Raw genomic sequence first — 19,269 nt, 5'->3', positions numbered from 1 at the left:
TCCGTGCGGCCGTGATACGGGGTATGCATCGCGTATCGGCCATACGACTAAAGTCTTAAAGGGGCGTGCGCTTTTGTCGCATCTGACGAGGGGTTTGGCCGATTCAGGAACCAGATCGGCGAATTGCAGTCACTAAGGCTCGAAAGTGCGGCCCGGCCCTTAAAATTCGGGCTGCGCGCCGGGGATAACCCTGGCATCCGAGGTGAATTTTCTTTATCGTCACCGCCCTTTGAAAAAGCCCGAGAAATCAAAATGTTAGAAGCATCCCTCAGCCAACTGGAACAACTGGTCAGCGACCTGGTACAGCAGAATCAGGACCTACTGGGCAGCAACGAATCCCTCAAGGCCGAACTGGCCCGCGCCAAGGATGAGAACGACAGCCTGCAACTGAACCTGATGGAGCAGGAAGAAAAGCACGGCGCCACCGCCGCCCGTATTCAAGCGCTGGTTGAGCGTGTGAGCGCAGGTCCTGTCGGCGCATGAATGAAGGGATAAAGGTCGTTTCAATTCTCGGAGAGGATTACTCGATCAAGGCGCCAGCCGGGGAAGACAAAACCCTGATGCACGCCGTGACCATGCTCAAGGCCTCCCTGGCCACCACCAAGAAAAAGTACCCGACGCTGATTGGGGACAAGTTACTGGTGCTGGCGGCGCTGAACCTGTGCGCCGAGCAAATCGAATTGCAGCAGGCGCATCAAGAAGAACTCGACCGTTACCAAGAGCAAGTCAGCGCCACGGTTGATGTGATTTCCAAGGCGATCGGACAGCCTTAGAACCACTCGTCCTGCATCGCGAGGCACGTATCATCGCGTGCTTCCAGAATCGCCAGTTCATGATGGCAGCCCGGTATTTCCCAGGTCAGGAAGTAGCGGGCGGCCTGGAGCTTGCCTTTATAGAAGGCCACATCGGCCGCATTGCCCTTGGCCAAGCCCTCTTCTGCGCGAATCGCTTGTTCCAGCCAGCGCCAGCCGATCACCGTATGCCCAAACACCTTTAGGTACAGCGCCGAGTTCGCGAGGCTGCTATTGACCTTGCCCTGGGCGAGGTCCGTCAGCAGGCCGAGGGTGACGCTTTGCAGACGGTTGACCAGTTGTTCCAGGGGTTCGCGCAGCGCAGTCAGTGACGGGTATTCCTGAGCCCGCGCGCCGGTTTCGGCGATCAGTCTTATCAATTGTTTCAAGCCCGCGCCGCCGTTCTGCGCGAGCTTGCGCCCCAGCAGATCCAGGGACTGGATGCCATGGGTGCCCTCATGAATCGGGTTCAGGCGGTTGTCGCGATAGTACTGTTCTACCGGGTATTCGCGGGTGTAGCCGTGGCCGCCAAGGATCTGGATTGCCAGTTCGTTGGCCTTGAGGCAGAACTCTGACGGCCAGGATTTGACGATGGGGGTGAGCAGGTCCAGCAGTTCGTGGGCGTGCTTGCGCTCAGCTTCGGTTGCCAGGGTCGTGGTGTCGTCGAACAGGCGCGCTGCGTATAAGCCAAGGTCGAAAGCGCCCTCTACGTAGGATTTTTGGGTGAGCAGCATGCGCTTGATGTCTGCGTGCTGGATGATCGAGACCGGTGCGGTCGTAGGATCCTTGCTATCCGGCAGGCGGCCTTGCGGGCGTTCGCGAGCGTAGTCCAGGGAATAAAGATAACCGGCATACCCAAGCATCACCGCGCCCATGCCGACGCCGATCCGCGCCTCGTTCATCATCTGGAACATGCAACTCAAACCTTGGTGCGGCTTGCCCACCAGATAGCCGACACAGTTCCCGTTATCCCCGAAGTTCAGCGCTGTGGACGTGGTGCCGCGCCACCCCATCTTGTGAAACAGCCCAGCCAGCAGCACATCGTTGCGCTCGCCCAGGCTGCCGTCATCGTTGACCAGGAACTTGGGCACGATAAACAGCGAAATGCCCTTCACCCCAGCGGGCGCGTCCGGCAACTTGGCCAACACCATGTGCACGATATTTTCCGACAAGGGGTGGTCACCGCCGGAGATGAAGATCTTGTTGCCCTTGAGTCTGTAAGTGCCGTCGGCCGATGGTTCTGCGCGTGTACGAATATCCGACAGTGACGAGCCGGCATGGGGCTCGGTCAGGGCCATGGTGCCGAAGAAACGACCGTCGATCATGGGTTGCAGGAAGCGTTGTTTTTGTTCCTCGGTGCCGAAGCTTTCTATCAGGTTGGCGGCGCCCATGGTCAGGAACGGGTAGGACGTGGACGCCGCGTTCGCTGACTGGAAATGTGCGAAACAGGCTTGGGACAGCAGCGTCGGCAACTGCATGCCGCCCGCTTCGAAACTGCGTGCCGCGTTGAGGAAGCCCGCTTCAAGGAAAGCGTCCACGGCGGGTTTCACTTCCGGGATCAGAATCGCCTTACCGTTCTCAAAGCGCGGTTCGTTTTCGTCGTTCTTGCGGTTGTGGGGGGCGAAGTACTTTTCCGCGATGTTGCGCGCCGTACTGATGGCGGCATCGAAGGTTTCCCGATTGTGCTCGGCAAACCGCTCGCGCTGGGTCAGGCCCTCGGCATCGAGGACTTCGTACAGCTCGAAAGCCAGATTGCGGGAACTGAGCAGCGTCTCGGACATGGCGGCTTACCTTTAGAGGAATTGGCCTGAGTCTAAGTGTGCGAATGGAGGCTGGATAGCAAGATTGATCTGGGTGATGGAGCTGTAAAACGCGGATGGGGGAGAGGAACGCGGTCCAAATGTGGGAGCGGGCTTGCTCGCGAATGCAGAGTGTCAGTCACTGAATTAGTTGACTGACCCACCGCTTTCGCGAGCAAGCCCGCTCCCACGTTTCTGACCGCGTTGTGTCAGTTAACCGATAGTCATCAGGCTGGCATTACCACCCGCCGCAGCAGTGTTAACGCTCAATGCCCGCTCAATCACCAGGCGCTCCAGCGCAATCGCCGTTTCACCTTGCGACAAACCATGCACCCCAACAATCGCCCCGCCACGTTGCGCCACTTGCTGGCACACCGCACGCAACTGGTCGGAATCGCCGTGGTGCAGGACTGCATCAAACACCACCTCTTCTTTGGTCCAGTCGGCCACACGCTTGATCTTCGCCTGAATCTCTTTAGGCAGGCGTGGGAACAACGCTTTGGTCAGGTCAGTTTCCGGCCATACCGCCGAGCCGCCTACCGCCAACACAGCCGCCAGTTGAGTCAGCAGATCGCCCTCTACTTCCGCCAGGCACAACACGTGCTCGCGGGGCAGGATAGCGTAGCTGTTGCGCTCGCCGGTCGGGCCGGCCAATTGGCGGGTGACACCGCTTTGGGATTGCGCGGCGAACTGGCTGCACAGGGCGCTCAGGTCGGTGAGCTTATGGCTGTCTGCCCAGGTTTTAAGGGCGATCAGCGGCTGGCTCATGGCGTCACGCAGGCGAACATCCGGTGCGGCCAACTTGTCGTTCCGTGCGAAGGATTGCTCGATGGCATCCGTAGGACGCGTCGACAGCAGGCGGTACAGGTAAAGCGGGCCACCGGCTTTCGGACCAGTACCCGACAGGCCTTCGCCGCCGAACGGCTGCACGCCGACTACCGCGCCGACGATGTTGCGGTTTACGTAGACGTTACCGGCGTTGACGTTGTCGATCACCTTGGCGATGGTCTCGTCGATGCGGGTGTGCACGCCCAGCGTTAGGCCGTAGCCGGAAGCGTTGATCTGGCCGATAAGCTGGTCGATTTCTTTACGCTTGTAGCGCACCACGTGCAGCACCGGGCCGAAGATCTCCCGTTGCAGTTCGTCGAAGCTTTCGAGTTCGATCAGGGTTGGCATCACGAAGGTGCCGCGCTTGATTTCTTCGCCGTCAGCGATCGCCACTTGGTACACGTTGCGGCCTTTGTCGCGCATCGCCTGGATGTGCTTTTCGATGCCGGCCTTGGCTTCGGCGTCGATCACCGGGCCGATGTCCACCGACAAGCGCTCCGGGTTGCCCAGGCGGCATTCCGCCATGGCGCCCTTGAGCATTTCGATGACGCGGTCTGCCGAATCTTCCTGCAAGCACAGTACGCGCAGGGCCGAGCAGCGTTGGCCGGCACTGTCGAATGCCGAGGACACCACGTCGATCACTACTTGTTCGGTGAGTGCCGAGGAGTCGACGATCATCGCGTTCTGGCCACCGGTTTCGGCGATCAGCGGGATCGGGCGGCCCTGGGCATCCAGGCGACCGGCGACGTTGCGTTGCAGCAGGCGCGCTACTTCGGTGGAACCGGTGAACATCACGCCTTTGACGCGATCATCGCCCACCAGGCGGGCACCGACGGTTTCGCCCTGGCCTGGCAGCAGTTGCAGCACGCCTTCCGGAATACCGGCTTCCAGCAGGATGCGCACAGCTTGGGCGGCGACCAGCGGAGTTTGCTCGGCAGGCTTGGCCAGTACTGGGTTGCCGGCGGCCAATGCAGCAGCGACTTGGCCGCTGAAAATGGCCAGCGGGAAGTTCCACGGGCTGATGCACACCACTGGGCCCAACGGGCGGTGGGCGTCATTGGTGAAGTCGTTGCGTGCCTGCACAGCGTAGTAACGCAGGAAGTCCACGGCTTCCCGCACTTCGGCGATGGCGTTGGCGAAGGTCTTGCCAGCTTCGCGGGCCAGCAGGCCCATCAGCGGCTGGATCTCGCTTTCCATCAGGTCGGCAGCGCGTTCCAGGATCGCGGCGCGCTCGGCGGGCGGAGTGGCCTGCCAGATTGGGCCGGCGCTGATGGCACATTGGATGGCGTTGTCGACGTCTTGAACGGTGGCTTCTTGCACATGGCCAACTACGTCACGCAAGTCGGACGGGTTCAGCACCGGCGCTGCTGGCTGTTCGCTGGAGGCGCAACCGAGCATTGGCGCAGCTTTCCAGTTGTTGTGGGCGGTGGCCAGCAGGGCGCAGGACAGCGACGCCAGGCGGTGTTCGTTGGCCAGGTCGATGCCGGCCGAGTTGGCGCGCTCGCTGCCGTACAGGTCGCGCGGCAATGGAATGCGCGGGTGCGGCAGGCCGAAGCCGCCTTCCAGGGTGGCCATTTGCTCGATGCTGGCCACTGGATCAGCCACCAGTTCCTGAATCGAGATGGACTGGTCGGCAATACGGTTGACGAACGAGGTGTTGGCGCCGTTTTCCAGCAGGCGACGTACCAGGTAAGCCAGCAGTGTTTCGTGGGTGCCAACCGGTGCGTACACACGGCACGGACGGTTCAGCTTGCCATCGGAGACCTTGCCTACAACTTGCTCGTACAGCGGCTCACCCATGCCGTGCAGGCATTGGAACTCGTACTGGCCGGGGTAATAGTTCTGACCGGCGATATGGTAGATGGCCGACAGAGTGTGGGCGTTGTGCGTGGCGAACTGCGGGTAGATGACTTCCGGTACCGACAGCAGTTTGCGTGCACAGGCGATATAGGAAACGTCGGTGTACACCTTGCGGGTGTACACCGGGTAGCCTTCCAGGCCTTCGACCTGGGCGCGCTTGATCTCGCTGTCCCAGTACGCGCCTTTTACCAGGCGAATCATCAGGCGATGGCGGCTGCGGCGCGCCAGGTCGATGACGTAGTCGATCACATACGGGCAACGCTTCTGGTAGGCCTGGATCACGAAACCGATGCCGTTCCAGCCAGTCAGTTGCGGCTCGAAGCACAGGCGTTCGAGCAGGTCCAGCGACAGCTCCAGGCGGTCGGCTTCCTCGGCATCGATGTTCAGGCCGATGTCGTATTGCTTGGCCAGCAGGGTCAGGGACAGCAGGCGCGGGTACAGCTCATCCATCACACGCTCGTACTGCGCACGGCTGTAACGCGGGTGCAGGGCCGAGAGCTTGATGGAGATGCCTGGGCCTTCATAGATCCCACGGCCATGAGACGCCTTGCCGATGGAGTGAATGGCTTGTTCGTACGAGGCCAGGTATTTCTGCGCATCGTGTTCGGTGAGTGCGGCTTCACCGAGCATGTCGTAGGAATAACGGAAGCCCTTGGCTTCGAATTTGCTCGCGTTGGCCAGGGCTTCGGCGATGGTTTCGCCGGTCACGAACTGCTCGCCCATCAGGCGCATGGCCATGTCGACGCCCTTGCGGATCATCGGCTCGCCGCTTTTGCCGATGATGCGGCTCAGGGACGAAGTCAGGCCTGCTTCGTTGTGGGTAGCGACCAGTTTGCCGGTCAGCAGCAGGCCCCAGGTGGCGGCGTTGACGAACAGCGACGGGCTGTTGCCCAGGTGCGGCTGCCAGTTACCAGTGCTGATCTTGTCGCGGATTAGTGCGTCGCGGGTGCCCTTGTCCGGGATGCGCAGCAGCGCTTCGGCCAGGCACATCAGCGCCACGCCTTCCTGGGACGACAGGGAAAATTCTTGCAGCAGGCCCTGAACAATACCGGCACGGCCGCCAGCACTCTTCTGGTTACGCAGTTTTTCGGCAATCGAAGCGGCCAGCTTGTTGGTGGCTTCGGCCATTGGCGCCGGCAAGCGGGCCTGTTCGATCAGCATCGGTACCACTTCCGGCTCTGGGCGACGGTAAGCGGCGGTGATCGAGGCGCGCAGCACGGATTGCGGCAGGATGCTCTCGGCGAACTCCAGGAAGCACTGGTGAGCGTGGTCGGCCTGGACCTCGCCTGCGTCGTCAGCGTCCTTGGTGCTCAAGCCATTGAGCTCATTCAGGGTTGCACCACCCTCCAGTTTCTCCAGGTAATTGAAAATCGCCTGCTTGATCAGCCAGTGCGGCGTGCGATCAATGGAGGTCGCGGCCGCCTTCAGGCGTTCACGGGTCGGGTCGTCGAGTTTGACCCCAAGGGTGGTCGTAGCCATTTTCTTATCCTCATGGGTGCCACTACCGAGTGGCATCAGCTGGCGGCAAGATTAGCTTTGCCCATGAAGAGGTGCAACCGGGTGCAACCCTTTTTATCCATGAAATTTTCAGAGGGGTGCATGAAAAAAACGAAGCCTCAGCAGAATCTGCTTTGCGGTGGTGCGTTTGCTTATGAGTTCGGCTGTTCTTGCTCCGAAAAGGAGCAAAAACGCGGTGTTTTCTGCAATTCACATCAAGGTGCAACTTATTCTCAAGAAACTGGTTGCACCCTATTTGCTTTGTTGAATAGCATTCGCGCCCAAGGTGCAACCACCTCAACGAGTCGGTTCATCGGCTGACGGCTTTCCTGGGGAAACGTCAGTCATAAATGCGCGGCACGCAATTACGTCTACCTACTTCACAGTGGGTGGCCGTATGACAGACCGCTGCTACATAAAAACAAAGCCAGGGCGTCACTCTTATGAGCGTTAGCAATCCAACCCTGATCACGTTTGTGATCTACATCGCAGCAATGGTGCTGATCGGCTTCATGGCCTATCGCTCCACCAACAACCTTTCCGATTACATCCTCGGCGGTCGCAGCCTCGGTAGCGTGGTCACAGCCTTGTCGGCTGGTGCTTCCGACATGAGCGGCTGGTTGTTGATGGGCCTGCCAGGTGCCATCTACATGTCCGGCTTGTCGGAAAGCTGGATCGCCATCGGCCTGATCGTCGGTGCCTACCTCAACTGGCTGTTCGTGGCCGGTCGCCTGCGGGTCCAGACCGAACACAACGGCGATGCCCTGACCCTGCCGGATTACTTCTCCAGCCGTTTCGAAGATAAAAGCGGCCTGCTGCGGATCATCTCCGCCGTCGTGATCCTGGTGTTCTTCACCATCTACTGCGCTTCCGGCATTGTGGCCGGTGCCCGCCTGTTCGAAAGCACCTTCGGCATGTCCTACGAGACTGCGCTGTGGGCCGGTGCTGCGGCGACCATTGCCTACACCTTCGTTGGTGGTTTCCTGGCAGTAAGCTGGACCGATACCGTACAAGCCACCCTGATGATCTTTGCGTTGATCCTCACGCCGATCATCGTGCTGCTGGCCACCGGCGGCGTCGACACCACGTTCCTGGCCATCGAAGCCAAGAACCCCGACAACTTCAACATGCTGAAAAACACCACCTTCATCGGCATCATTTCGCTGATGGGCTGGGGCTTGGGTTACTTCGGCCAGCCGCATATCCTGGCGCGCTTCATGGCGGCGGATTCGGTGAAGTCGATTGCCAACGCGCGTCGCATCTCCATGACCTGGATGATCCTGTGCCTGGGCGGCACCGTGGCGGTGGGCTTTTTCGGTATCGCCTACTTCTCGGCGCACCCGGAAGTCGCGGGCCCTGTCAACGAGAACCACGAGCGTGTGTTCATCGAACTGGCCAAGCTGCTGTTCAACCCGTGGATCGCTGGCGTGCTGCTGTCGGCCATCCTGGCGGCGGTGATGAGCACCCTGAGCTGCCAATTGCTGGTGTGCTCCAGCGCCCTGACCGAAGACTTCTACAAGACCTTCCTGCGCAAAAACGCCTCCCAGCTTGAACTGGTGTGGGTCGGCCGCGCCATGGTGCTGGTGGTTGCCCTGATCGCCATCGCCATGGCCGCCAACCCGAACAACCGCGTGTTGGGCCTGGTGAGCTACGCCTGGGCTGGTTTCGGTGCTGCATTTGGGCCTGTGGTGCTGATCTCGGTGATCTGGAAAGGCATGACCCGTAACGGCGCACTGGCCGGCATCCTGGTGGGTGCGATCACGGTGATCGTGTGGAAACACTTCGAACTGCTGGGTCTGTACGAAATCATCCCGGGCTTTATCTTCGCCAGCCTGGCGATCTACTTCGTGAGCAAGATGGGCGCACCGACTGCGGGTATGGTCGAGCGCTTTGATGCAGCGGAGAAGGACTACAACCTCAACAAGTAATTCGCCGGGCGTTTGGCGCTCAATGAATTGAAAAAGAGGCCCGCATCCTACGGATTGCGGGCCTTTTTTTGTGTTTGATTTGAGCCGCTTCGAAGAAGATTCAGACGCCACGGCGTAGGGCTTTACTGATTTGTCTGGGGTGTGTTCAGCAGGGGGTAGCCGTGATGCAGAATCCCTCACCCACCCCTCGCAGAGAAACACCGGATGTTCGCTCCTGCCAATCAAAGTGCTTTCAACCTGACCCTGGATGGGGTTGCCAGTGATCTCAAGGTCTACAGCTTCAAGGGGGCCGAGGCGCTCAGCCAGCCTTACTGCTTCGACCTTGAACTGGTCGGCGAACAGCCCGATCTTGACTTGGAAAGCCTGCTGCACCGCCCGGTGTATTTAGGCTTCGATGATCAGGATCGGGGCGTGCACGGCCTGGTTCATCGTGTGGCGCAAGGTGATTCCGGGCGGCGCCTGACGCGCTACCAGATCAGCCTTGTGCCGCAGTTGGCCTATCTGAAGCACAGCAGCCACCAGCGTATTTTTCAGCATCTGACGGTGTCGCAGATCGTTGCGCAGGTATTGGTGGGGCAGGGTATCCAGAGCGATTGCTTTGAGTTCCGCCTCAGTGGCGCTTATCCCGAGCGCGAGTATTGCGTGCAATTTGGTGAGACCGACCTGGCGTTCATTCAGCGGCTGTGTGCCGAGTTGGGGATCCACTATCACTTCCAGCACTCGACCGAGCGGCACCTGCTGGTGTTTGGGGATGACCAGACGGTGTTCGCTCAGGCGGAGCAGCCCACCCCTTACTCGCCGGGTTCCGGAATGGTTGCGGACACGCCTGCGATCAAGCGCTTTACGGTGCAACTGGAAACCCGCACGACAGCCGTGAACTTGCGCGATTACGACTTGCGCAAGCCGCGCTTGGCACTGGAAAGTACGGTGTCTGACGAGCATGTGCCACGTCTGGAAGAGCAGGGTTACCCGGGTTGTTTCAGCGACCGGGCCCATGGCAAATACCTTGCGCAGCGGGGGTTGGAGCGCCATCGCAGCGATTATCGAATCGCCCATGGCAGCGGTGACGAGACGGCTTTGCTCAGTGGTCGCTTTCTTCAATTGTCGGGTCATCCTCGTGAAGACTGGAATGACTTGTGGCTGGTGACGCACATCACTCATGAGGGCCAGCAACCCCAGGTGTTGGAAGAGGCCGTGACCGAGTCCGCCGGAGGGGATTTGCGCCAGGGTTACCGCAACGAATTCCGTGCTGCACCGTGGGATGTGATTTTCCGCCCGGCCATGCCGCCACCGTCACGGCGGAGCATTGCGGGCTATCAGAATGCAGTGGTCACCGGCCCCGAAGGCAGTGAAATTCACTGTGATGAGTACGGCCGGGTCAAGGTGCAAATGGCCTGGGACCGCAACGGCGCACACAACGACCATTCCAGTTGTTGGCTGCGGGTGACGAGCGGGTGGGCCCACGACCGCTATGGCGCGGTGCTGATCCCGCGTGTCGGCATGGAAGTGTTAGTGGGCTTCGTCAACGGCGATATGGACATGCCGGTGGTGGTGGGCTGTCTGCCCAACGCGGCAACGCCCGTGCCGCTGGACCTACCGGCAGACAAGACCCGCAGTATCTTCCGCAGCCAGAGCAGCCCCGGCGGCGGTGGCTACAACGAGCTGCGTATCGAAGACCGCCAGGGTGCCGAGGAGATCTACCTGCGCGCTCAGCGGGATTGGACCCAGGAGGTGTTGCATGACCATCGGGTGAACGCCGGGCGAGCCATTCAGATGGGGGCGGGACAAAGCGTGGTGATCGACGCTGGCGCCAGCGTAACGATCCAGGCCGGAGGCCACTCGATTTCCATTTCTGCGGCCGGCATTTTCAGCAGCACACCGATCAAACTCGCCGGCGCAGCTGTGCCCTTGATGGCTGGACCGTCGCAGACGTTGCTTGCACCGTTGAGTCGCGTGCAAGTGAGTTCTTTCAAACGCAGTGCACCGTTTTGCGAAGAGTGCGAACGCTGCAGGAATGGCCAGTGCGAGATCGCCTGATCTTTTTACTTTAAAAGGACGTTATGTCGATGCTGCAACCTTTGATTGCTGGTGAACAGATCTTTGCTGTGCTGGGCGCCGCCAGTGACGCTAAGCCATTGGAGGCTTGGCAGGCGATGGCGGCCGGCGCGCCGCTGCATCCTCTGTGGGCGGGCACGGCTTACGCGGCGTGGGATGAGGTGATGCCCTATGTGGGCATCGTCGAACCGGGAAGCCCCTTCCTGGATTGGGCGCTGTCCACGCAAGCGTTGGATTGGGGTTGGCTGGCCGTCTCTTCCTGCCCGCTGGAAACCGTGGTTGGGCATCTGCAAGGCCTGACCAAGGTGTACCTGCCCGATGGCAAGCAGGTGTTCCTGCGCTTCTGGGACGGTGCGCAGTTTCTACCGATCCTTCAGCAGGCGGGGGGTGAGGTATTGCCGGTGTTCCGGCACTACCTGATCAATGGCCAGCCGTTGAGCGTTACGAGCGGCCCAGTCACCGCCGCCAAAGCCAGCCTCTGGTGGCGAGTCCCTGCAGCGTTACTGGAGCACCTGGCCGGGCAATCCCCACACACGCTCATCGACAACCTGATGCAAGGGCTGGAAGAACAACGCCCCGACCTGCACGCTGCCTTCACGCCGACGACCTTGCAGCACAAGGTCGCCTACTTCGTGCGCAACTCGGCTATCAGCCATGAAGCGCTGGCTGATTACCTGGCCTCAGAGTTGAGTTGAACCCAACGCCTGCTGCAGGTCTTCGATCAGGTCTTCAATCGCCTCGATGCCCACTGACAGGCGGATCATTTCCGGCTTCACGCCGGCCTTGGCTTGTTCCTGCTCGTTCATCTGCCGATGGGTGGTAGATGCCGGGTGGCAGGCCAGGGACTTGGCGTCGCCGATGTTCACCAGGCGCTTGAAGATTTGTAGCGCGTCATAGAAACGCACACCGGCTTCGTAGCCGCCCTTCAAGCCGAACGACAGGATCGCTGATGGCTTGCCTTGCAGGTACTTCTGCGCCAGTTCGTGGTGCGGGTGATCCGGCAGACCGGCATAGCTGACCCACTCCACATCGGCATGGCCTTGCAGGAATTGCGCAACGTTCAAGGCGTTCTCGGTATGGCGCTCCATGCGCAGCGCCAGGGTTTCCAGGCCTTGCAGCAGCAGGAACGCGTTCATCGGTGCCAGTGCCGCGCCGGTATTGCGCAATGGTACGGTGCGGGCGCGGGCAATGAAGGCGGCAGGGCCGAATTTTTCGGTGTAGACCACGCCGTGATAGGCAGGCTCAGGATTATTGAGACCGGGGAATTTCTCCGGGTAATCGGTCCATGGGAAGGTGCCGCTGTCGACGATCACACCGCCCAGAGAGTTGCCGTGGCCGCCGATGTATTTGGTCACCGAATGCACCACGATATCGGCCCCGAACTGGATCGGCTTGCACAGGATCGGGGTAGCCACGGTGTTGTCCACCATCAATGGCACGCCACGGGCATGCGCAACGTTGGCCAACGCCTCCAGGTCGACGATATTGCCCGCCGGGTTGCCGATGCTTTCGCAGTACACCAGCTTGGTGTTGTCGTCGATCAATTCGGCGATGGCCTCGGCGCTATCGTCGCGGGCAAAGCGCACATCTACACCGAAGCTCGGCAGCAAATGGGCGAACAGGGTGTAGGTGCCGCCGTAAAGCTGCGGCGTGGTGACGATATTGTCACCGGCTCGGGTGAGGGTCTGGATCGCGTAATGGATCGCTGCGCTGCCCGCCGAGACGGCAAGCGCCGCGATACCGCCTTCAAGGGCGGCTATGCGCTGCTCCAGCACGTCGTTGGTGGGGTTCATGATGCGCGTGTAGATATTGCCGGGCACGTCCAGGTTGAACAGGTCGGCACCGTGCTGGGCGTTATCGAATTCGAAGGCGACGTTCTGATAGATCGGCACGGCGACGGCTTTTGTAGTCGGGTCCGACTTGAAGCCGTGGTGCAATGCGATGGTGGCGTCTTTCATGATTGTTGTAGACCTCCCTGGATAGTGGATCGCCACAATAAATCTGCTCCAACCCCGGCATTTAGATTTTTTTCAGCCTTCATCCGACATTTTCGACATAAGCACCGCCCGGCACGCCGCACTGCACCTAAGCCTGCGTAAAAGGTAAACTTCGCCCCCTGCGCAGGAGCAACCATGAATTATCGTCACGCCTTTCACGCCGGCAACCACGCCGATGTCTTCAAACACCTGACCTTGACCCGCCTCATCGCCCTGATGTCGCGCAAGGAGCAGCCGTTCGCCTACCTCGACACCCACGCCGGTATCGGTCTGTACGACCTGCAGGGCGACCAGGCCAACCGCACCGGTGAATACCTGGAAGGCATCGCCCGCCTGTGGGGCGAGAACGACCTGCCGCCATTGACCGCCGACTACATGCGCGTGCTGCACGAGATGAACCCGGACGGCCAGTTGCGTTACTACCCTGGCTCGCCGGAGCTGGCGCGACGTCTCACTCGGCCTCAGGATCGTGTGCTGCTCAATGAAAAACACCCGGAAGACGGCGTGCTACTCAAGGACAACATGAAAGGTGATCGCCGCGTCAAAGTGCACCTGGGCGAAGGCTGGCATGTGCCGCGTGCCTTGCTGCCGGTGCCGGAGAAGCGCGCGCTGATGTTGATCGACCCGCCGTTCGAGAAGCTCGACGAGATGCAGCGCTGCGCCGCGTCCCTCAAAGAGGCTGTCAGCCGCATGCGTCAGACGGTCGCCGCCATCTGGTACCCGGTGAAGGACCAGCGCATGTTGCGCCGCTTCTACCAGGACCTGGCCGGCACCGGCGCGCCGAAGCTGTTGCGGGTGGAATTGCTGGTGCATCCGCTGGACACGCCGAACACATTGACCGGCTCGGGCCTGGCGATTGCCAACCCGCCATGGGGCCTGGAAGAGGAATTGCGTGAGCTGCTGCCGTGGTTGTCCAAGAAGCTTGGGCAAACCCAGGGTGGGTGGCAGATGGATTGGCTCATCGCCGAGTAATCAGCTCGACGGGAAATGGTGTAGTGAGCGGGCTTGCCCCGCGCTGGGTGGCGAAGCCGCCCTAAACTCAGGCACCGCGGTTTTACTGAAATACCGTAGGGACCTTATTGGGGCGGTTTCGCCACCCAGCGCGGGGCAAGCCCGCTCACTACAAGCGGGTTAGATCGGGCAGGTCACGCCCGTGCCGCCGATACCGCAGTAGCCCTGCGGATTCTTCGCCAGGTACTGCTGGTGATACGCCTCGGCAAAGAACACCGTTGGTGCTTCGTCGATTTCCGTTGTGATCGTGCCCAGGCCCGCCTTGGTCAACTCGCCCTGATAGGCATCGGCACTGGCCTGCGCCGCGGCCAATTGCTCCGGCGTGGTTGCATAGATTACCGAACGGTACTGGCTGCCGATGTCATTGCCCTGGCGCATGCCCTGGGTTGGGTTGTGCAGCTCCCAGAACATCTTCAGCAGGTCTTCGTATTTCACCTTGGCTTGGTCGTACACCACCAGCACCACTTCGCTGTGGCCGGTCAGGCCCGAGCAGACTTCTTCATAGGTCGGGTTCGGCGTGAAGCCGCCGGCGTAGCCGACCACGGTGCTGACCACGCCATCACGCTGCCAGAATTTGCGCTCGGCGCCCCAGAAGCAACCCAGGCCAAAGATCGCAAAGCCGACGTCATCGAGGAAGGGGCCCAGCAGCGGGTTGCCGTTGACGAAGTGAGTCTCCGGCAGCGCCATCGGGGTTTCACGGCCAGGCAAAGCTTGTTCTTGAGTAGGCAGCACGTTTTTGTTCACCAGAATTTCCGAGCGCAAGACCATGATCAGTCCTCTCGTCAGGTTGAGTTAGCGGTAAAGATTCAGACAGCCAGTGTGCCCGAGTGTTACAGCGCTGTCAGGCGATTGGCCCGCGCGGATAACGTTTGAGCATCGCCAGCAGCTCTGCTCCGGGGATTGGCCGGTCAAACAGGTAACCCTGGCCCACATCGCAACGGTGCCGGCGCAGGAACGCCAGTTGCTCGGCGGTCTCAATGCCTTCGGCGACCACCTTGAGCTTGAGGTTGTGAGCCATCGCGATCACCGCCGAGGTGATTTCCATGTCGTCCTGGTTATCCGGGATTTCGTGGATAAAGCTGCGATCGATCTTAATGATGTCGATGGGGAATTTTTTCAAGTAGCTCAGCGACGAGTAGCCGGTGCCGAAGTCGTCCATGGCCAGGGTCAGGCCAAAGCTTTTCAGTTGATCCAGTTGCAGGCGGGTGTCTTCGGTGGCTTCCAGCAGCAAGCCCTCGGTCAGCTCCAGTTCCAGCAGGTTGGCCGGTAGGTCTTCTTCCTTGAGGATGGTGGCAATCGAGGCCACCAGGTCCGGGTCGGAGAACTGCTTGGGTGACAAGTTGATCGCCACCTGCAGGTTGCCCATGCCGCCGGCGCTCAATTGCTTGCTCATGCGGCACGCCTGGCGTGCGATCCACTTGCCGATGGGGATGATCAGCCCGGTCTCTTCAGCCACGCTGATGAACTGGTCGGGACGGATCATGCCCTTTTCCGGGTGGTTCCAGCGCAACAGCGCTTCCATGCCCAGCAGGCGACCGCTGCGCAGGCAGAGCTTGGGCTGGTAGAACACGTCCAGCTCATTTTGGGTGAGGGCGCGGCGCAGGTTGTTTTCCACGAACAGCTTGTAGCTGGCTTCGGCGTTCAGCGCTTCGGTAAACACCTGCACCTGGTGTTTGCCGTTGGCCTTGGCCTTGTGCAGCGCCAAACCGGCATTGCGCATCAGCGTCTGCGGGTCACGCCCATGCAGTGGCGCACAGGCCAGGCCGACCGAGCCGGTGACGCTGATCAATTGGTTGTCGACGAACATCGGCTTGTCGAGGGTCGCCAACAGCTGGCTGGCGACCTGTTGGCCGCTTTCCAGGTCGGTGTCGTCGAGCAGCACCGCAAATTCGTTACTGGCAAACCGCGCCAGGCTCCCGCCGGCACTCAAGCTGTTGCGCAGGCGCCGCGCCAGGCTGATCAGCAACTTGTCGCCGGTCTGGTGGCCGAGGCTGTCGTTGATCCGCTTGAAGTTGTCGATGTCCACCAGCAGCAGGCTGATCGGGCTGTCGCTGTCGCGGGCAAAGCGTTCGTCGAGGTTGCGGATGAACGCCGGACGGTTGCCCAGGTTGGTCAGGTTGTCGGTGTACGCCAAACGCTCGATGCGTTGCTGAGCCAGTTTGGTCTGGGTGATGTCTTCGTAGATACCGATGTAGTGGGTCAACTCGCGGTTGTCGCCATACACCTTGGAAATCGACAGCTGGCCCCAGTAGGGTTCCAGGTTCTTGCGGCGACTCTTGAATTCACCCTGCCAGCTGTTGCTCTTGGCTAGGCTCGATGGCGCATCGAACAGCAACTCGCTGAGGTTCTCAAGGGCCGGTAGTTGGGCCAGGCGATGGCCGTGGACTTCCTCGGCGCTGTACTGGGTGATCGCGGTAAAGCTGGGGTTGACGTACTCCACCACGCCGTCGCAATTGACCAGCAGAAAGGCGTTGGCACTTTGCTCCACGGCACGTTGGAACAGGTGCAAGGCGCTGGTCGCCGTGCGGCGGTTGTGGTTGTTGATGACCTGCGCAAACTGGTCCGCCAGTTCACCGGCAAAGGCGATCTCGTCAGCCTGCCATGCCCGTGAGCTGCCGCCCTGTTCCAGGCACAGTACGCCCACTACCTGGCCATCGACGCGGATGCTGGCGTCCAGCATGGCGTGGATGTCTTTGGCGCGCAGGTTGTCGGCCATTTCCCGGGTGCGCGGGTCGCGCATGGCGTTGGTGGCGTCGATGGCCCGACTGCTGTGCAAGGCTTCCAGGTAGTCCGGGAAGCAACTGGCATCGATGGGCTCGGGCAAGTGGTGCTGCTGGTCGTCGCGGTGGTAGGCCGAGATCGGCACCAGGCGCTGGCCTTCGAGGTTCCAGATGCTGGCGCAGTCGATCTGGTAGATATCGCACGCGCTACGGGTGATCAGCTCGGCGGCTTCTTGCAGCGAGTTGTGGGTGGTGTAGCGCTGGCGGGCCAGGAGCAGGATCAGCTCTTGCTGGGCGCGCACCCGTTCCAGGTGCTGCAGCTGTTCCTGTTGTGCGCGCTGGTTGAGCTCCAGGGCGATCTGCAGGCGGCTGTTCTGGCTCTCCAGGTCCGCCGTCGGGGCGGGTGCGGGAATTTCGCTGAACAGGCCGTCGACCACCATGAGGTAGCCGCGCAGCAGGTGACGATTGTGTTGTTTGTAGGCTTCGCCCATTTCCAGCAGGCTCAGCGGGCCGTCGCTGGTGTGCAGGGTGTAGCGCACCAGGTAGTGAGGGCTCTGCGTCAGTTGCTGCTGGATGGTGTCGTGCAATTGATAGCGCGCCTGGGGCTCCATCAGGCTAGCGTAGGGAGTGCCGAGCAGGGCACACAGCTCGACCGCCGGCAGGCCGAATTGGCGCTCGCAATTGGGGTCGAGGTAGAGCAGGGCCCAGCTCGCCTCATTAAGCCGCTCGAAACGCAGCATACCGAGGCGCGAAGGCACCGGTAATTGCGTCACTACCTCGGCCGCCATACGGGCGACATCGGGTTGGCTTTTCATGGGGGGAACTCACTTGAAATAACGCGCACGGCGCCGGGCTCACGCCCTCTTTTCTGTTGCCTGCGGCAAGGTTGCATCATGCGGCGCGGGCTGACAAGAGAGGATGAAGGCTAAGTGCTATAAGGGTGTTATCGGCTGCGCGAGGGATTTCTACAGTCGAGGTGATGGAAGGTGTACAAACCTGTTTTACCTGTCCAATTTCCTGTCCGAAAAGCGCGCAAAAAAAGCCCCGCCAAGTGGCGGGGTTGAGGTACGAGCGTGGCGCTCGGAAATCGGTGCAACAGGGCCGCCTCGGTGAAAAGGCGGCCCGTGAGACTTACAGCAAGATGGTGCGGATGTCGTTCAGCAGTTGGCTCAGACGCTGCGTGAAGCGTGCAGCGGCAGCGCCGTTGATCACACGGTGATCGTAGGACAACGACAGCGGCAGCATCAGCTTCGGCTGGAACGCTTTACCGTCCCACACTGGCTGGATAGTGGCCTTGGACACACCCAGGATCGCCACTTCCGGCGCGTTGACGATTGGCGTGAAGCCAGTGCCGCCAATGTGACCGAGGCTGGAGATGGTGAAGCACGCGCCCTGCATGTCGTCCGGGGTGAGCTTCTTGTCGCGGGCCTTGGCAGCCAGCGCAGCGGCTTCGGCAGCCAGTTGCAGCAGGCTCTTCTGGTCGACGTTCTTGATGACCGGTACCAGCAGGCCGTCAGGGGTGTCTACCGCGAAGCCGACGTTCACGTACTTCTTGCGAATGATCGCCTTGCCGCTGGGTGCCAGCGAACTGTTGAAGTCCGGCAGTTCCTTGAGCAGGTGAGCACAGGCTTTAAGCAGCAGTGGCAGCACGGTCAGTTTCACGCCGGCTTTCTCGGCCACGGCTTTCTGCGCAACGCGGAAAGCTTCCAGGTCGGTGATGTCGGCCTGGTCGAACTGGGTCACGTGCGGGATGTTCAGCCAGCTGGCGTGCAGACCTGCCGCGCCGATTTGCATCAGGCGGGTCATCGGCACTTCTTCGGTCTCGCCGAAGCGGCTGAAGTCCACGGTGCGGATCGGCGGAATGCCCGAACCACCGGTAGCGCCGCCGGCAGCCGGAGCTTCCTTGGCCTTCTGCATCATGTTCTTGACGTAAACCTGCACGTCTTCCTTCAGCACACGGCCGTGAGGACCGCTGGCTGCGACGGCGCTCAGCTCAACGCCGAACTCACGGGCCAACTGACGCACGGCAGGGCCGGCATGAACCTTGGCACCGCTTGGCGCTGGTGCGGCAGCGGCAGGGGCCGGAGCGGCCTCAGCTTTAGCAGGCGCAGGAGCGGCAGCAGGAGCAGCTTCAGCCTTGGCAGCCGGAGCAGCAGCCGGAGCTTGCGCAGCAGCAGGCGCAGCGCCTTGTACTTTCAGCTTGAGGATGAAATCGCCAGTGCCGACTTCGTCTTCCAGCTTGACCGCGATGCTTTCCACCACGCCGGCAGCCGGCGAAGGGATTTCCATGGAGGCCTTGTCGGACTCCAGGGTGATCAGCGACTGGTCGGCTTCGACGGTGTCGCCGACTTTAACCAGCAGCTCGATGATCTTGGCCTTGCCCGACGAGCCGATATCCGGGACGTGAATGTCCTGAACAGAGGCCGCAGCAGGAGCAGCAGCCGGGGCCGCAGGGGCCTCGGCTGGCTTCTCGGCAGCAGCGGGTGCAGCAGCGGCAGCCGGAGCAGCCGCTGGCGCAGGGGCCGCATCAGCGGCACCTTCGATTTCCAGTTCCAGCAGTTCGTCGCCTTCTTTCAGGCGGTCGCCCAGCTTCACTTTCAGGCTCTTGACCACGCCGGCCTTGGGAGCAGGAATTTCCATGCTCGCCTTGTCCGATTCCAGGGTCAGGATGCTCTGGTCGGCTTCGACTTTGTCGCCGACCTTCACAAACAGCTCGATTACTTCACCTTCACCGCTGCCGATGTCAGGTACGCGAATGAGTTCGCTCACAAAAAATCTCCTCA

Annotated in this window: 13 protein-coding genes; 7 read left to right on the top strand and 6 right to left on the bottom strand. The window is 60.9% G+C overall.

The window, feature by feature from the left end; translation table 11 throughout:
* Positions 1 to 252: 252 nt before the first annotated feature.
* Both CFE47_RS22390 and CFE47_RS22385 read left to right on the top strand, forming a co-directional pair.
* Positions 253 to 483 carry a hypothetical protein gene (locus tag CFE47_RS22390; protein WP_038844376.1) on the top strand — a complete coding sequence of 77 codons (231 nt, stop codon included), beginning with the start codon at positions 253 to 255 and terminating at the stop codon, positions 481 to 483.
* Positions 480 to 773 (top strand): cell division protein ZapA, encoded by a 294-nt coding sequence (locus CFE47_RS22385; RefSeq protein WP_185704963.1) that lies wholly within the window; start codon positions 480 to 482, stop codon positions 771 to 773. Before CFE47_RS22390 ends, CFE47_RS22385 begins: the two co-directional genes overlap by 4 nt.
* Here the strand turns inward: CFE47_RS22385 and CFE47_RS22380 are convergent.
* Positions 770 to 2,572, bottom strand: coding sequence for an acyl-CoA dehydrogenase (locus CFE47_RS22380; protein ID WP_286840542.1), 1,803 nt, complete (start codon positions 2,570 to 2,572; stop codon positions 770 to 772). The two genes, CFE47_RS22385 and CFE47_RS22380, sit on opposite strands and share 4 nt — an antisense overlap.
* A 231-nt stretch (positions 2,573 to 2,803) precedes the next feature.
* Entirely contained in the window at positions 2,804 to 6,757 is a 3,954-nt protein-coding gene (gene putA / locus CFE47_RS22375; RefSeq protein ID WP_286840540.1) for a trifunctional transcriptional regulator/proline dehydrogenase/L-glutamate gamma-semialdehyde dehydrogenase, read from the bottom strand.
* Positions 6,758 to 6,877: 120 nt separating this feature from the next.
* Between putA and CFE47_RS22370 the strand changes: the two genes are divergently transcribed.
* From CFE47_RS22370 to CFE47_RS22355, 4 genes are all read left to right on the top strand, one after another.
* Positions 6,878 to 7,096, top strand: coding sequence for a hypothetical protein (locus CFE47_RS22370; RefSeq protein ID WP_286840539.1), 219 nt, complete (start codon positions 6,878 to 6,880; stop codon positions 7,094 to 7,096).
* Between the two features lie 122 nt (positions 7,097 to 7,218).
* Entirely contained in the window at positions 7,219 to 8,703 is a 1,485-nt protein-coding gene (gene putP / locus CFE47_RS22365; RefSeq protein WP_185704971.1) for a sodium/proline symporter PutP, read from the top strand.
* A gap of 204 nt (positions 8,704 to 8,907) precedes the next feature.
* Positions 8,908 to 10,740 carry a type VI secretion system Vgr family protein gene (locus CFE47_RS22360; protein WP_286840538.1) on the top strand — a complete coding sequence of 611 codons (1,833 nt, stop codon included), beginning with the start codon at positions 8,908 to 8,910 and terminating at the stop codon, positions 10,738 to 10,740.
* 29 nt (positions 10,741 to 10,769) lie between these two features.
* Positions 10,770 to 11,453: a DUF4123 domain-containing protein gene (locus CFE47_RS22355; RefSeq protein WP_286840537.1), complete on the top strand. Its 684-nt coding sequence runs from the start codon at positions 10,770 to 10,772 to the stop codon at positions 11,451 to 11,453.
* On the opposite strand, the gene CFE47_RS22350 is transcribed toward CFE47_RS22355, so the two are convergent.
* Positions 11,439 to 12,716: an O-acetylhomoserine aminocarboxypropyltransferase/cysteine synthase family protein gene (locus CFE47_RS22350; RefSeq protein WP_286840535.1), complete on the bottom strand. Its 1,278-nt coding sequence runs from the start codon at positions 12,714 to 12,716 to the stop codon at positions 11,439 to 11,441. The two genes, CFE47_RS22355 and CFE47_RS22350, sit on opposite strands and share 15 nt — an antisense overlap.
* Positions 12,717 to 12,890: 174 nt before the next feature.
* On the opposite strand from CFE47_RS22350, the gene CFE47_RS22345 reads away from it, so the two are divergent.
* Entirely contained in the window at positions 12,891 to 13,727 is an 837-nt protein-coding gene (locus CFE47_RS22345; RefSeq protein ID WP_071482710.1) for a 23S rRNA (adenine(2030)-N(6))-methyltransferase RlmJ, read from the top strand.
* 159 nt (positions 13,728 to 13,886) lie between these two features.
* Here the strand turns inward: CFE47_RS22345 and msrA are convergent, their stop codons facing one another.
* The 3 genes from msrA to aceF form a co-directional block, all read right to left on the bottom strand.
* The gene (msrA, locus tag CFE47_RS22340; RefSeq protein WP_286840532.1) at positions 13,887 to 14,534 is read right to left on the bottom strand and encodes a peptide-methionine (S)-S-oxide reductase MsrA; all 648 of its coding nucleotides are present in this window, start codon (positions 14,532 to 14,534) and stop codon (positions 13,887 to 13,889) included.
* 73 nt (positions 14,535 to 14,607) lie between these two features.
* Positions 14,608 to 17,301: a putative bifunctional diguanylate cyclase/phosphodiesterase gene (locus CFE47_RS22335; RefSeq protein ID WP_286840530.1), complete on the bottom strand. Its 2,694-nt coding sequence runs from the start codon at positions 17,299 to 17,301 to the stop codon at positions 14,608 to 14,610.
* A 316-nt stretch (positions 17,302 to 17,617) separates the two neighbouring features.
* Positions 17,618 to 19,255 carry a dihydrolipoyllysine-residue acetyltransferase gene (gene aceF, locus CFE47_RS22330; protein ID WP_286840528.1) on the bottom strand — a complete coding sequence of 546 codons (1,638 nt, stop codon included), beginning with the start codon at positions 19,253 to 19,255 and terminating at the stop codon, positions 17,618 to 17,620.
* Positions 19,256 to 19,269: the final 14 nt, after the last annotated feature.

Origin of the sequence: Pseudomonas sp. PGPPP1 (assembly GCF_002255865.1) — a bacterium.
Classification (GTDB): domain Bacteria; phylum Pseudomonadota; class Gammaproteobacteria; order Pseudomonadales; family Pseudomonadaceae; genus Aquipseudomonas; species Aquipseudomonas cremoris.
Note: the sequence above shows the minus strand (reverse complement) of the source record. Positions and strands in the feature narration are given on the sequence as shown.